At 74.3% G+C, this 13084-nt stretch carries 14 protein-coding genes; 7 read left to right on the top strand and 7 right to left on the bottom strand.

What is annotated here, in order from left to right; genetic code table 11:
• Positions 1 to 13: 13 nt before the first annotated feature.
• The gene (locus MICAU_RS07890) at positions 14 to 1234 is read right to left on the bottom strand and encodes a S8 family peptidase (RefSeq protein WP_013284775.1); all 1221 of its coding nucleotides are present in this window, start codon (positions 1232 to 1234) and stop codon (positions 14 to 16) included.
• 179 nt (positions 1235 to 1413) lie between these two features.
• Here MICAU_RS07890 and MICAU_RS07885 point away from each other — a divergent pair, with 179 nt between their 5' ends.
• Entirely contained in the window at positions 1414 to 2898 is a 1485-nt protein-coding gene (locus MICAU_RS07885) for a DUF7782 domain-containing protein (protein ID WP_041798865.1), read from the top strand.
• A complete protein-coding gene (gene dtd / locus MICAU_RS07880; protein ID WP_013284773.1) occupies positions 2898 to 3320 on the top strand; it encodes a D-aminoacyl-tRNA deacylase in 423 nt (140 codons plus the stop codon). The genes MICAU_RS07885 and dtd overlap by 1 nt, the downstream gene beginning before the upstream one ends.
• 3 nt (positions 3321 to 3323) lie before the next feature.
• Here the strand turns inward: dtd and MICAU_RS07875 are convergent, their stop codons facing one another.
• Positions 3324 to 4112, bottom strand: coding sequence for a sporulation protein (locus tag MICAU_RS07875; protein ID WP_013284772.1), 789 nt, complete (start codon positions 4110 to 4112; stop codon positions 3324 to 3326).
• A gap of 220 nt (positions 4113 to 4332) precedes the next feature.
• Between MICAU_RS07875 and sigB the strand changes: the two genes are divergently transcribed.
• From sigB to MICAU_RS07855, 4 genes are all read left to right on the top strand, one after another.
• Positions 4333 to 5319 (top strand): RNA polymerase sigma factor SigB, encoded by a 987-nt coding sequence (sigB, locus tag MICAU_RS07870; RefSeq protein ID WP_013284771.1) that lies wholly within the window; start codon positions 4333 to 4335, stop codon positions 5317 to 5319.
• A gap of 103 nt (positions 5320 to 5422) precedes the next feature.
• Complete coding sequence (locus MICAU_RS07865) at positions 5423 to 5764, top strand: ArsR/SmtB family transcription factor (RefSeq protein WP_198039690.1); 342 nt, start codon at positions 5423 to 5425, stop codon at positions 5762 to 5764.
• Positions 5761 to 6252: an SRPBCC family protein gene (locus MICAU_RS07860; RefSeq protein ID WP_013284769.1), complete on the top strand. Its 492-nt coding sequence runs from the start codon at positions 5761 to 5763 to the stop codon at positions 6250 to 6252. Before MICAU_RS07865 ends, MICAU_RS07860 begins: the two co-directional genes overlap by 4 nt.
• Positions 6249 to 6656, top strand: a complete 408-nt coding sequence (locus MICAU_RS07855; protein WP_013284768.1) for a VOC family protein — start codon at positions 6249 to 6251, stop codon at positions 6654 to 6656. Before MICAU_RS07860 ends, MICAU_RS07855 begins: the two co-directional genes overlap by 4 nt.
• 55 nt (positions 6657 to 6711) lie before the next feature.
• Here MICAU_RS07855 and MICAU_RS07850 read toward each other — a convergent pair whose 3' ends face one another.
• Genes MICAU_RS07850 through MICAU_RS07840 form a run of 3 tightly spaced genes read right to left on the bottom strand, consistent with a single transcriptional unit; the run spans position 6712 to position 11379 of the window.
• A complete protein-coding gene (locus tag MICAU_RS07850; RefSeq protein WP_013284767.1) occupies positions 6712 to 9267 on the bottom strand; it encodes a bifunctional acetate--CoA ligase family protein/GNAT family N-acetyltransferase in 2556 nt (851 codons plus the stop codon).
• A gap of 25 nt (positions 9268 to 9292) precedes the next feature.
• On the bottom strand, positions 9293 to 10474 hold the full coding sequence (locus MICAU_RS07845; protein WP_013284766.1) for an acetoin utilization protein AcuC: 1182 nt from the start codon (positions 10472 to 10474) through the stop codon (positions 9293 to 9295).
• A gap of 47 nt (positions 10475 to 10521) precedes the next feature.
• Positions 10522 to 11379, bottom strand: coding sequence for a sulfurtransferase (locus tag MICAU_RS07840; protein WP_013284765.1), 858 nt, complete (start codon positions 11377 to 11379; stop codon positions 10522 to 10524).
• Between the two features lie 97 nt (positions 11380 to 11476).
• Here MICAU_RS07840 and MICAU_RS07835 point away from each other — a divergent pair, with 97 nt between their 5' ends.
• The gene (locus tag MICAU_RS07835) at positions 11477 to 12163 is read left to right on the top strand and encodes an iron-dependent transcriptional repressor DtxR (protein WP_013284764.1); all 687 of its coding nucleotides are present in this window, start codon (positions 11477 to 11479) and stop codon (positions 12161 to 12163) included.
• A 40-nt stretch (positions 12164 to 12203) separates the two neighbouring features.
• On the opposite strand, the gene MICAU_RS07830 is transcribed toward MICAU_RS07835, so the two are convergent.
• Both MICAU_RS07830 and MICAU_RS07825 read right to left on the bottom strand, forming a co-directional pair.
• The gene (locus MICAU_RS07830; protein WP_013284763.1) at positions 12204 to 12752 is read right to left on the bottom strand and encodes a hypothetical protein; all 549 of its coding nucleotides are present in this window, start codon (positions 12750 to 12752) and stop codon (positions 12204 to 12206) included.
• A gap of 87 nt (positions 12753 to 12839) precedes the next feature.
• Positions 12840 to 13073, bottom strand: a complete 234-nt coding sequence (locus tag MICAU_RS07825; protein WP_013284762.1) for a DUF5522 domain-containing protein — start codon at positions 13071 to 13073, stop codon at positions 12840 to 12842.
• Positions 13074 to 13084: the final 11 nt, after the last annotated feature.

Here is a 13084-nt window from a genome sequence, read left to right as displayed (position 1 = left end):
GTCACCCGTGCCGTCAGTTGACGACGAAGAGCAGCCGGTTCGGCGAGCCCGAGCCCGGGCTGGTCACCTTGCCGGTGGTGGCGTTGCTGGTCAGGTAGCTGGCCACCTGAGCCGGGGTGTAGGAGGTGTTCGCGGACAGGACGAGCGCCGCCGCGCCGGCCACGTGCGGGGACGCCATCGAGGTGCCGCTGATCGTGTTGGTGGCGGTGTCGCTGGTACGCCACGCCGAGGTGATCGACGAACCCGGGGCGAAGATGTCCACGCAGGAGCCGTAGTTGGAGAAGGACGACCGCGCGTCGGTGCTGGTGGTCGAGCCGACGGTGATCGCCGAGGCGACGCGGGCCGGCGAGGAGTTGCACGCGTTGGCGCTGGAGTTGCCGGCCGCGAGCGCGTACGTGATGCCGGAGTTGATCGAGTTGGCCACCGCGTTGTCCAGCGTGGTGCTGGCGCCGCCGCCGAGGCTCATGTTGGCCACGGCCGGCTTCACCGCGTTCGAGGTGACCCAGTTGACGCCGCTGATCACGCCGGCGGTGGTGCCGCTGCCGGAGCAGTTGAGCACCTTGACGGCCACCAGGCGCACGCTCTTGGCCACGCCGTACCTGGTGCCGCCGACCGTGCCGGCGACGTGGGTGCCGTGGCCGTTGCAGTCGGTGTTGTTGGTGTCCACCGTGTTGGTGCCCCAGGTGGCCCGGCCGCCGAAGTCGCTGTGCGTGGTGCGGATGCCCGTGTCGATGATGTAGGCGCGCACGTTGCTGGCGGTGTTCGGGTAGGTGAAGGTGCTGTTCAGCGGCAGGTTGCGCTGGTCGATCCGGTCCAGGCCCCAGGTGGCGCCGGTCTGGGTGCCCTGGGTGGTCATCACGCGGTCCTGCTCGACGTACGCGACGGCCGGGTCGGCGGCCAGGCGGCGCGCCTGGGCGGGGGTCATCTTCGCGCTGTAGCCGGTGAGAGCGGAGCTCCACACCGTGCCGACGTTGCCGCCGTAGCGCTTGGCCAGGCCGGCGGCCCGGTCCGGGACGGCGGTACGGGCGGCGAGGGTGTTCGCGGTGCCGACCGCGTCGCCCTTGAGCACGACCACGTAGCTGCCGCTGACGGCGTCCGCGGCGCCGGCGTACCGGATCTCCCCGGTGGGCGCGGCGAGAGCGGGCGTGGAGGCGGCGGCGGCGAAGGCCGCGGCGGCGGCCGTGACGGCGAGCGCACGCAGCGCGCGCCGCCGGGGAAGGGACACGTCGGGCATCGTCTGGCTCCCTACCGGGCGGCCCGGTTTGTGGCCGGATCGCCCCATCGACGGATGTTGGCAGGAATGCTAACCAGAGATCGATACACATGAAAGAGATAGTTGCCGATAGATACGGTCCACGTTATGGATCGGCGGGTGCGCGCCACGCCGGACCGCGCCCGAGGCAGGATGAGCACGTGGACCGTCACGACATGCTGCTCTCCCCCGCCGGGGTCGACGCGCTGCGCACCGCGCTCACGCTCGCCCGCTTCACCGCCAACGGGATCGCCGACCGCCTGGGCCCGCAGGGCACCGGCGCGGTGGCCCGCAACGACTACCGGGCCGCGCTGCGCGCCACCGAGGACCGGGACCGGCTGGCCACGCTGATCCGCGTCTTCATCTGCGACCAGACCGAGCCGGAGTCGGCGGTGGCCGCCGCGCTGGCCCCGCTCGCCCTGGACGAGGCGCTGGCCGGAGGCATCGTGGAGCGGCACGGCGACGGCCTGCGCGCCGGGGTCGACCTGGAGCCGTACGGGGACGACTGGTGGGTGCTCGCCGACGTGCCGGCCAGCGCGCGGCCCGGGCGCCCGCTGCACGCCGAACACGTGCTGGGCATCGGCGGCGCCACCCAGACGCTGATCTCGGCGGCCGTCCGCCCGACCGTGGACACCGCGCTCGACCTCGGCACCGGCTCCGGCGTCCAGGCGCTGCACCTGGGCACCCACGCCCGCCGGGTCACCGCCACCGACGTCTCCGAGCGGGCGCTGCGGTTCGCCGCGACCACCGCCGCGCTCAACGGTCAGGACTGGGAGCTGCTGCGCGGGGACATGGTCGCGCCGGTGGCCGGGCGCCGCTTCGACCTGGTGGTCAGCAACCCGCCGTTCGTGGTCGGCCCGGGCACCACCACGCACGTCTACCGGGACTCCGGTCGGGTCGGCGACGCGATCGGCGCGGAGCTGGCCGCGGCCGCGCCGGACCTGCTCACCGAGGGCGGCACCATGCAGTACCTGGCGAACTGGGTGCACGTCACCGGCGAGGACTGGGCCGAGCGGGTCACCGGCTGGTTCGCCGGCACCGGCCTGGACGCCTGGGTGATCCAGCGCGAGGTGGCCGACCCGATGGCGTACGTGAACCTGTGGCTCACCGACGTCGGCGAGAGCGCCGACCCGCAGCGGATGGCGGCCTGGCTGGACTGGTTCGACGCGCACAAGGTGGAGGCGATCGGCTTCGGCATCGTCTCGCTGCGCCGCTCCGGCCACGACCAGCCGGTCGTCCGGGTGGAGGACCTGCGCCAGCGGGTCGAGCCGCCGCTGGGCGAGCGGATCGGCGAGTGGTTCGCCCGGCAGGACTGGCTGCGCACCCGGGACACCGAGGGCCTGCTCGCCGCCCGCTACCGCGCCGCCGACGGGCTCCAGCTGCGGCAGGAGGCCACCATGGGCGACGACGGCTGGGCTGTGGACCGGCAGGTCCTGGCCATGCCGCGCGGGCTGCGCTGGTCCGAGGAGATCGACCCGCTGGTGCTCGCCCTGGTCGGCGGCGCCGACGGCCGGCTGCCGCTGCGCGACCAGCTCGCCCTGCTGGCCGCCGCGCACGACGTGGCCCCGGACGAGCTGGCCGAGGCGGCCGGACCGATCGTGGCGCACCTGGTCGAGCGCGGCATCGTCGAGCCGGTGACCGACTGATGCGGGCGGTGGTGCAGACCGTCGGCCGGGCCCGGGTGACTGTCGACGACGAGGTGACCGGTGAGATCGCCGACGGGCTGCTGGTGCTGCTCGGCGTCACCCACACCGACACCCCGCAGGTGGCCGCCACCATGGCCCGCAAGCTGCACGAGCTGCGCATCCTCGACGACGAGCACAGCGCCGCCGACGTCGGGGCGCCGCTGCTCGTGGTCAGCCAGTTCACGCTCTACGGCGACGCCCGCAAGGGCCGGCGACCGAGCTGGACCGCCGCCGCGCCCGCCGAGGTGGCCGAACCCCTGGTGGACGCCGTGGTCGAACAGTTGCGCGCCCGGGGTGCGAAGGTGGAGACCGGCCGCTTCCGCGCCCACATGCTGGTGGAGAGCGTCAACGTCGGTCCCCGGACCCTCGTGCTCGACCTCTGAGGCCTAGAAGAACAGCCCCCGGCGGGACAGCGACTGACGCAGCCAGCCGTCGAGCTGGGCGGCCCAGTCCGTCCGGTCCGCCGTCGCGTGGTCCACCGTGAACCGGCCGAACGCGTCCCGGCCCTCGGTGAACAGGCCGCCCCGCTTGTCCAGCTCCAGCACCACGTGGACCTGGCGCGGATCGGTCACGAAGGTGACCTCGAGCTGGTTCATCGCGCCCGCGTACTGCGGCGCCGGGTAGAACTCGATCTCCTGGTAGAAGGGCAGCTGCTGGTGCAGACCGTAGATGTGTCCACGCTCGACGTCGGCCCGCGCGAACCGGAAGCCCAGCCGTAGCAGCGCCTCCAGCAGCCGCTCGTGGGCCGGCAGCGGGTGCACCGCCACCGGGTCCAGGTCGCCCTTGTCCATCGCCCGAGCCACCTCCAGCTCGGTACGCAGACCCATCGTCATGCCGTGCAGGTGCTGGCCGTAAAGGTCGGTCAGCGGCGTCTCCCAGGGCACCTGGAAGCGGAACGGCACGTCGTGCCGCTGCCCCGGCTCCAGCCGGAACGCGCCGGTCACCTGGGCCCGGCCGAACTCCTGGTTCACGTCGTACTCGCTGTCGGAGCTCTCCACCTCGACCCGCGTGACCAGGCCGAGTGCGATGTAGCTCACGTCCACCGGGTGGTCGCCGCCGACCACCTGGATCCGGCCCGCCAGCTCGCCGCCGGGGCGGCAGTTCGGGTTGGCCAGCACCGTCTCCACCGACGGTCCGCCCACACCCATCGCCTGCATGAGCCGCTTGAAGACCACCACGTTCTCCGATCGTCAGTGCCGTGCCGGCCCCGACGGCCGGTCGGTGGCACGGTAACCGCGCCGGGCAAGGGAACGCCGGATTCCGGCCGGGATTCCTGTCGGGTCTCCGATCGCCTCACTCCCGTCTCACGCCCCGACCGCCAAGCTGTTTGTCATCGGCCACCACCGCGTGGGCGGCACGGGACCGGTAGGCACGTCGGACACGGGGAGAACAGAGATGACCCAGCAGATGATCGAGCACCAGGACATGGACGTCACCCTCACGGACCTCGACGCCACCGACGAGCGCGGCGTCTCCACCGATCTGGTCCGGGCGTACCTGAACGGCATCGGCCGCACCAAGCTGCTCACCGCAGCGCAGGAGGTCGAGCTGAGCAAGCGGATCGAGGCCGGCCTCTTCGCCGAGGAGAAGCTGGCCACCTGCACCCCCGTCTCCGCCGAGCTGCACGCGGACCTGGCGCTGATCGCGGCCGAGGGCCGCGCCGCCAAGGACCACCTGCTGGAGGCCAACCTGCGGCTGGTGGTGAGCATCGCCAAGCGCTACACCGGTCGCGGCATGGCCTTCCTCGACCTCATCCAGGAGGGCAACCTCGGCCTGATCCGCGCGGTCGAGAAGTTCGACTACACCAAGGGCTACAAGTTCTCCACCTACGCCACCTGGTGGATCCGCCAGGCCATCACCCGCGCCATGGCCGACCAGGCCCGCACCATCCGCATCCCGGTGCACATGGTCGAGCAGGTCAACCGGATGGTCCGGGTGCGCCGCGAGCTGTCGGTGACGCTGGGCCGCGAGCCCACCGTCAGCGAGGTCGCCACGGCGCTGGAGATCCCGGAGTTCCAGGTGATCGAGCTGATCTCCTACGACCGGGAGCCGGTCAGCCTGGACCAGGCCGTCGGCGAGGACGGCGAGAGCGCGCTCGGCGACTTCGTCGCCGCCGTCGACCCGCGTACCGAGCCGGGCGACGCCGCCACCAACGGCGAGCTGCGCAACGAGGTCCGCATCGTGCTGGCCACGCTGTCCCAGCGGGAGCAGGCGGTGATCCGGCTGCGCTTCGGCCTGGACGACGGCCGGCAGCGCACGCTGGACGAGGTCGGCCGCGAGTTCGGCCTGTCCCGGGAGCGGATCCGGCAGATCGAGAAGGTCACGCTGCTCAAGCTGCGCGACCCGGAGCGGGCGAACCGGCTGGAGGCGTACGCCTGCTGACCCACCCCAGCCCCGACAGGCCCCGGCGGTTCGCCGGGGCCTGTCGCGCTTGACCCGGGCGCTCCCACCGTATACAACCGACTGGTTGCACAACCAGGAGGTTATGAAAGTGCCCGCGGATCTGCTCGACGCCACCTTCGCCGCGCTCGCCGACCCCACCCGGCGTGCCATCCTCGCCCGGCTGGCCGCCGGGGAGGCGACTGTCACCGAGCTGGCCGAGCCGTTCGCGATGAGCCAGCCGGCCGTCTCCAAGCACCTCAAGGTGCTCGAACGCGCCGGCCTGGTCACCCGGGGCCGGGACGCCCAGCGCCGTCCCTGCCGGCTCGACGCCCGGCCGCTGCGGGAGGCGGTCGCGTGGTTGGCGGACTACCGGGACTACTGGGCCGAGAGCTATGCGCGACTGGACGAGGTGCTCGCCGAACTGACCGCCGGGGAGCAGCGGTGACCGGCCTGACCGTGTCCCTGCCCGGCGACCGGGAGATCCGGCTCAGCCGCGACTTCGCCGCTCCGCGCCACCTCGTGTTCGCCGCCTTCACCCGCCCGGAGCTGCTGGTCCGCTGGTGGGGCGCCCGGGGCTGGCACCTCGTCGAGTGCGAGGTGGACCTGCGGGTGGGCGGGCGGTGGCGGTTCGTCTCCCGAGGCCCGGACGGCGATCTGATGGGCCAGGGCGGCACGTACCGGGAGGTCGACCCGCCGGCGCGGCTGGTCTGCACCGAACTCTTCGACGACCAGTCCTATCCGGGCGAGACGCTGGTCCGCCACGACTTCACCGGCTCGGCGGACCGGACCACAGTCGTCACCCACCTGCGGTACGCCACCGCGCAGGGGCGCGACACCGTCCTGCGCTACCCGATGACCCGCGGCCTGGGCGAGGCGTTCGACCGGCTCGCGGCAGTGCTGCACACCGATTCGACGACAGGAGCGACGACATGAACTGGACACTTGAAGTGGTGGTGGTGCCGGTCTCCGACGTGGACCGGGCCAAGGAGTTCTACGCGCAGCGGCTCGGCTTCGTCCTCGACCACGACACGGATCTGGGCGGCGCGGGGCGGATCGTCCAACTCACTCCCCCGGGCTCCGGGTGCTCGATCGTCCTCGGCCGGGGCGTCGTACCGGAGATGCCGCCGGGCTCGCTCAAGGGCGTGCAACTCGTCGTACCGGACCTGGAACGGGCGCGCGCCGAGCTGGTCGAGCGGGGCGTCGAGGTGAGCGAGATCCAGGTGATGGGCCAGAACCCGCGCCCGGTGCCGCATCCGCTGGACAACGTCGGCTTCGTGTTCTTCCGCGACCCGGACGGCAACGAGTGGTCGGTGCAGCAGATCTCCGAGCGTGGGTGAGCGGTGTTAAAAGGGGGCCCCTTCTCTACCGGAGGCGTTAAGAAGGGGCCCTTCCTTACAAGCGGCGCGGGCCGGTGTCCGGGCGGGCGGCCTCCGCGCCGGTGCGCACGGTGGCGTGCAGCACCGAGATGCCGTCCGGCCGGGCCAGCACCGGGTTGAGCGTGAGCGACCGCACCCGGGGCTGCTCGTCGGCCAGGCGGCCGACCCGCACCAGCAGGTCGACAAGGGCCGCCCGGTCCACCGGCGCGGCGCCCCGGTGCCCGCGCAGCAGCGGCGCCGCGCGGGGCTCGTCGACCAGTTCGGCGGCGTCCCGGTCGGTGAGCGGGACCGCCCGCCAGGCCCGGTCGCCGAGCAGCTCGGTCGCCACGCCACCGAGCCCGAACCCGACCACCGGCCCGAACGCCGGATCCTCCACCAGCTCCACCACGCACGCCACACCCGGCGCGACCATCGGCTGGACCAGCACCTCCGCGCCGAACACCGGGGCCATCTCGGCGTACGCGCGGCGCAGCGCGGCGGCATCGGTCAGGTCGAGGCGTACCGCGCCCAGGTCGAGGCGGTGCCGCAACCCGGGGGCGGCGGCCTTGAGCGCCACCGGCCGGCCGAGCCGTTCGGCAGCCGCCAGCACCTCGTCGGCGCTGCCGGCCGGCACCGACTCCACCACGTCGATCCCGTACGCGCGCAGCAACGCCGCCGCGTCGGCGCCGTCGGGCCGCAGCGCGGCGTGCCCGGCCGCCCGGTCCACGTCGGCCAGTTCCGGCAGCACACCGGCGGGCCGGCGCAGCCAGCCCGCGTACGCGGTCACCCGGCCCAGCGCGCGTACCGCCTCCTCCACGCTCGGGTACGCCGGCACCCCGGCCGGCACCAGCCCGGCCAGGAACGTCGCCACCACCGGCTTGCCGGTGACCCGCGCGTCGGGCAGCGCCGCCGCGAAGTCGGCCACCGGGTCGGCGAGCTGGCCCGGCAGCGGCGGCGCGAACACCGCCACCACGGCGTCCACCCGCTCGTCGGCCACCGCGTCGCCGAGCGCGGCGGCGTACGCGGCGGCGCCCGCGCTCGGCCCGACGTCCTGCGGGTAGCCGTCGGCGACTGTCAGTCCCTGGGCCGCGCAGGCGGTCGCGGCCAGCCCGGTCAGCGCCGACGAGTTGCCCACCACCGCCACCCGCCGCCCGGCCGGCAGCGGCTGGTGGGCCAGCAGCACGCCCACGTCGAGCAGTTCGGACACGGTGTCCACCCGGATCACCCCGGACTGGGCGAACAGCGCGCTCACCGCAGCCGCGTCCAGCGCGGGCGCGTCCCCCACGCCCGGCGGCCGGGCCAGCGAGGCGAGCGCCACCACCGGCTTGCGGCGGCCGATGCGCCGGGCCAGCCGGGCGAACTTGCGCGGGTTGCCGAACGTCTCCAGGTAGAGCGTGATGACGTCGGTGGCCGGATCGTCCTGCCAGTACTGGAGCAGGTCGTTGCCGGACACGTCGGCCCGGTTGCCGGCCGAGACGAAGCTGGACAGCCCGAGCCCGCGCCGGGACGCCTCGGCCAGCAGCGCCACCCCGAACGCGCCGGACTGGCTGAACACGCCGACCCGGCCCGCCGCGGGCAGCACCGGGGCGAGCGTGGCGTTGAGGCGTACCGCCGGGTCGGTGTTGGCGACGCCGAGGCAGTTCGGGCCGACCACCCGCATGCCGGCCAGGTGCGCGGCGCGGACCAGCGCGCGCTGCGCCGCCGCGCCGGCCGGGCCGGACTCGGCGAACCCGGCGGAGATCACCACCAGGCCGTGCGCGCCGGCGCGGGCCGCGTCGTGCACCACGTCGGTCACCGCGTCCGGCGGGACAGCCACCACGGCGAGGTCGACGTCCTGGCCGGCGTCGGCCGCCGACGGGTACGCGGGCAGCCCCGCCACCGTCGACGCGCTCGGGTGCACCGGCACGATCGCCCCGGCGAAGCCACCGTCGCGCAGGTGCCCGAGCAGCGCCGCGCCGACGCCCTGGCCGGTGGTGCTGGCGCCGTAGACGGCGATGCCGCGCGGCGCGAGCAGCCGGGCGATCGACCGGGCCTCGGTGCGGTGCTCCCGGCCGCGCTGCACCTCCAGGGTCGCCTCGGTGGGCGCGATCGGGAAGCTCAGGTGCACCACGCCGTCGGCGTACTGGCGCTGGACCTGGTAGCCGAAGTCGGCGAAGACCCGCAGCATCGCCCCGTTGGCCGGGAGCACCTCGGCGACGAAGTGCACGATGCCGTTGCGTCCGGCCGCGTCGGCCAGGTGCTCCAGCAGCACCGACCCGATGCCCCGGCCCTGGTAGGCGTCCTCGACCACGAACGCCACCTCGGCCTCGGGCGAGGCGGGGCCGAGCCGCTCGTACCGGCCGACGGCGACGATCCGCTCGCCGGCGAGCACCACGAACGCCTCCCGGTCGCGGTGGTCGACGTTGACGAAGCGCTTCAGGTCGCGTTCCGGGATACGCGGGTACGGCGAGAAGTACCGCAGGTATCGGGTGCGCTCCGAGAAGCGGCCGTGCATGGCCACGATCTCGGGCGCGTCCTCCGGGCGGATCGGTCGCAGCTGGACGGTCGTGCCGTCACTGAGCAGCACGTCCAGCGGTTGCTCGACGGTGGTCACCGGTCGGTCCTCCCCTGCCGCCGGCTCAGTCGCGCGGGTCGTGCGGATCGAGCCCGAGCAGCGGGAAGACGGCCTTGCGGGTGGCCGCGACGGCCCGGTCCACCGCGTTCGGCTCGCCGCTGGGCTGCCACGGCTGGTACGACGGGTCCACGTCGTCGGTCATCCGCAGCGGCACCTCGTGCCCGGGTCGCCGCCGCGCGGCCAGGTCCCGCCAGCCCGGCGGGGTGAGCGTGGCCGGGTCGACCGGCTCGCCGGTGGCGATCGCCAGCAGGTGCGTCCACGCCCGGGGCACCACCTCGACCAGCGCGTACCCGCCGCCGCCGGTGGCGACCCAGCGGCCGTCGCACAGCTCGTCGGCGAGCGCCCGCAGCGCGCGGTAGGTGGCCCGCTGCCCGTCCACCGACAGGTGCAGGTCGGCCAGCGGATCCTTGCGGTGCCCGTCGGCGCCGCACTGGGTGACGAGCACCTGCGGCCGGAACGCGCGCAGCACCGACGGCACGATCGCGTGGAACGCCCGCTGCCAGCCCGCGTCGCCCACCCCCGGGGGCAGCGGCACGTTCACCGCGGTGCCCTCCGCGCCCGGGCCGCCGGTCTCGTCCGGGAACCCGGTGCCGGGGAACAGCGCGAGCGGCGTCTCGTGCAGGCTGATCGTGAGCACCCGCGGGTCGCGGTAGAAGATCTCCTGCACGCCGTCGCCGTGGTGCACGTCCACGTCCACGTACGCGATCCGCTCCGCGCCGAGGTCGAGCAGCCGCGCGATGGCCACGGCCGGGTCGTTGTAGACGCAGAACCCGGCGGCCCGGGCGGGCATCGCGTGGTGCAGCCCGCCGGCCACGCTCACCGCGCGCCGGGCGTCGCCGCGCCACACCGCCTCGGCGGCGGCCGTCGTGGCGCCGGCGATCAGCGCGCTCGCCTCGTGCATCCCGTCGAAGACCGGATTGTCCGACGTGCCCAGACCGAAGCCGGCGAACAGCGGGTCGCGCGGCGCGGACCGGACCGCGTCCAGGTAGGCCGGATCGTGTACGCGCGTGAGCAGCGCGTCGTCGGCCGGCTCGGGCTTGACCAGCCGTACGCCGGGCCGGTCCAGCACACCCAGTTCACGGGCGAGCGCCATCGTCAGCTCGACCCGGACCGGGTCGAGGGGATGGTCGCCCATGTCGTAGGCGAGGAGAGCCTCGTCCCACACCACCACCGTGTCGTCGGCCATGCGGCCATCGTCGCACGTGGTCCGGGACGCGCCCACCAGTCGTACGCTCACCGGCCGGACGTGCCACCGGTCGCGACCGGACGGTCCGGGTCGGCCACCCACTCGCTCCACGAGCCGACGTACAACGCGGCGTCCGGGCGACCGGCCAGGTGCAGCGCGAGCACGGCCTGCGCGGCGGTCACCCCGGAGCCGCAGTACGCACCGACCGGCGCGTCCGCGTCCACCCCGGCGGCGGCGAACCGCTCCCGGAGCGCCTCGGCGGCGGGGAACCGGCCCTGCGTGACGTACTCCGGTGCGGGCAGGTTCACAGCGCCCGGCACGTGCCCGGCGACCGGGTCGACCGGCTCGTGCTCGCCCCGGTAACGCGGCGCGGCCCGTACGTCGATCAGCACGCCGGGCCCGGCGGCGGCGAGCCGGGCGGCAGCGGCGGCGTCGAGCACCGGCAACGCGCCGGGCGCCACCGTCACGTCGCCCGGGACCGGGGCGGGCACGCTCGTGTCGACCGGCAGGCCGGCTGCCGTCCAGGCCGGGAAGCCGCCGTGCAGCACCCGCACCTGCCGGTGCCCGGCCCAGCGCAGCGTCCACCAGGCGCGGGCGGCGGACATGCCGTCGCCGCCGTCGTACACCACCACGGGACGACCGGCGCGGACGCCCGCGGCCCGCAGCGCGGCCTGCAACGCCGCCGGGTCCGGAAGCGGGTGTCGCCCGGCGGCGCCGGGCGGCCCGCACAGCTCGGTGTCCAGGTCCACGAAGACGGCGCCGGGCAGGTGACCGGCGGTGTGATCGTCGCGCCCGGGCGGGCCGGTCAGCCGCCAGCGGACGTCGAGCAGGGTCGGCGGGTCGGCATGATCGAGTTCGGCGGCGAGCCGGTCGGGCTCGACCAGCAGGTCTGTGGTGGCGGCCATGCGGCCCAGTCAACACCATTCGGCCCGCCACCTCCGGCTTCGCCTGCGTCGACGGTCGGTGGGAGCGGGTACCATCGGAGCCCAGGAGGCCGCAGACGTGAAGCACGACCTTGTTGACACCACCGAGATGTACCTGCGCACCATCCTCGAACTCGAGGAGGAGGGGGTGCCGCCGCTTCGTGCCCGCATCGCCGAGCGGCTGAAGCAGAGTGGTCCGACCGTCAGCCAGACCGTCGCCCGCATGGAGCGCGACGGCCTGCTCACAGTCGAGGGCGACCGGCACCTGACTCTCACGCCGCAGGGGCGCAACACCGCCGTGTCGGTGATGCGCAAGCACCGGCTGGCCGAGTTGCTGCTGGTGAACGTGATCGGGATGCCCTACGAGGAGGCCCACGAAGAGGCCTGCCGGTGGGAGCACGTGATGAGCGACGCGGTGGAGAAGCGGGTCTTCGACCTGCTCAACCGCCCGACCCGCTCGCCGTACGGCAACCCGATCCCGGGCCTGGCGGAGCTGGGTGACCCCGGCCAGACGCTTGCCGACGCCGTCGAGGGCGAGCGCAACCTGGCCTTCCCCGGCCTGTCCGGCCCGGTCGTGGTGCGGCGGATCTGCGAGAGCGTGCAGACCGACTCGGACGTGCTCCGGCAGTTGCACGCCGCCGGCGTCGACCCGGGCGCGACAGTGACTGTGGCGCAGGAACGCGACGCCGTCTCCATCGACCGCTCCTGTGACCGGGTCCGCCTGCCCCGCGAGGTGGCGTCCCGGGTGTTCGTCGCGGCCCGCTGAGGCCGGCTTCCGGTCAGAGCTGCCTTGGTGCGACCCGCGATCAGAGCTGCCTGGTGTCGATCACCTTGGCCAGCGTGACCAGCTTGCCGGCCGTCTTGTCCGCCTCCGCCTTCGCGGTGCCGGCCGGGGCGGTCCAGCGCAGGGTGGCCAGCCGTCCCTCGGTGGCCAGCCAGCCGACCTCGGCGGCCGGGCCGGACTTCGCGGTCTTGGGCAGCGTCCGCCGGTAGGCGGCCTTGCCCAGCTTGCTGATCTTCGCCGCGCCGCCCGGCTGCACGTCCAGGGCGAACGTGGCCGCGTCGATCGACGTCTCGGTCACCGACAGCGTCAGCTCCGGCAGCACCGCCCCGGCCGCCCGGACCACGCACGTGTGGGTGTCGCCCCGCTCCGTGGCCGCCGCCACGTCGAACGTGCCGCCGGTGTGCTCGGCGATCACCGCGAAGTCGAGCAGCCGGCACGCCCCGCCCGAGGACGCCGCCGCGACCGGCACCGGCGGAGGCGGGGCCGGCGGCCCGGACTGGGTCGGCGCCTCGTCGGCGCAGCCGGCGGCGAGCAGGACGGCCGGAACGGCCAGCCAGGTACGTGCACGCACGGGAGACCTCCGCGGTCGGCGGCGGGTCCGACCCGCCGGAGTTCCGTCGGACACCGTACGGCGTGCCCCAGCGGGGACGGAAGCCCCCTAATCGGCCACGTACGGACAGTGCCGGCAGCCTCGCCCGCAGCACGTGCCGCGCCGGGCCAGGAACCCGGCGCTGAGCACGAACAGCCCGGTCTCCGGGTCCAGGTAGCCGGCCTCCCCGGCGGCGAGCGCGGCCGCGTGCGCGACGAGGATGCGTTCCCGCCCGGGGTGATCCGGCGACAACCGGGACGGGTGGGGTTCGGTCAGGGGCCGTCCCGCCAGCTCGTCACGCACCGCTGAAGTCT

The organism is Micromonospora aurantiaca ATCC 27029, assembly GCF_000145235.1.
In the GTDB taxonomy this organism is placed as follows: Bacteria; Actinomycetota; Actinomycetes; order Mycobacteriales; family Micromonosporaceae; genus Micromonospora; species Micromonospora aurantiaca.
The sequence above is the reverse complement of the archived record's forward strand: the minus strand, read 5'-3'. Positions and strand labels throughout refer to the sequence as shown.

Excerpts from the sequence above, each read along its gene's own strand:
- MICAU_RS07890 (WP_013284775.1), bottom strand. The coding sequence starts at position 1,234 with ATGCCCGACGTGTCCCTTCCCCGGCGGCGCGCGCTGCGTGCGCTCGCC.
- dtd (WP_013284773.1), top strand. The coding sequence starts at position 2,898 with ATGCGGGCGGTGGTGCAGACCGTCGGCCGGGCCCGGGTGACTGTCGAC.
- sigB (WP_013284771.1), top strand. The coding sequence starts at position 4,333 with ATGACCCAGCAGATGATCGAGCACCAGGACATGGACGTCACCCTCACG.
- MICAU_RS07865 (WP_198039690.1), top strand. The coding sequence starts at position 5,423 with ATGAAAGTGCCCGCGGATCTGCTCGACGCCACCTTCGCCGCGCTCGCC.
- MICAU_RS07855 (WP_013284768.1), top strand. The coding sequence starts at position 6,249 with ATGAACTGGACACTTGAAGTGGTGGTGGTGCCGGTCTCCGACGTGGAC.
- MICAU_RS07845 (WP_013284766.1), bottom strand. The coding sequence starts at position 10,474 with ATGGCCGACGACACGGTGGTGGTGTGGGACGAGGCTCTCCTCGCCTAC.
- MICAU_RS07840 (WP_013284765.1), bottom strand. The coding sequence starts at position 11,379 with ATGGCCGCCACCACAGACCTGCTGGTCGAGCCCGACCGGCTCGCCGCC.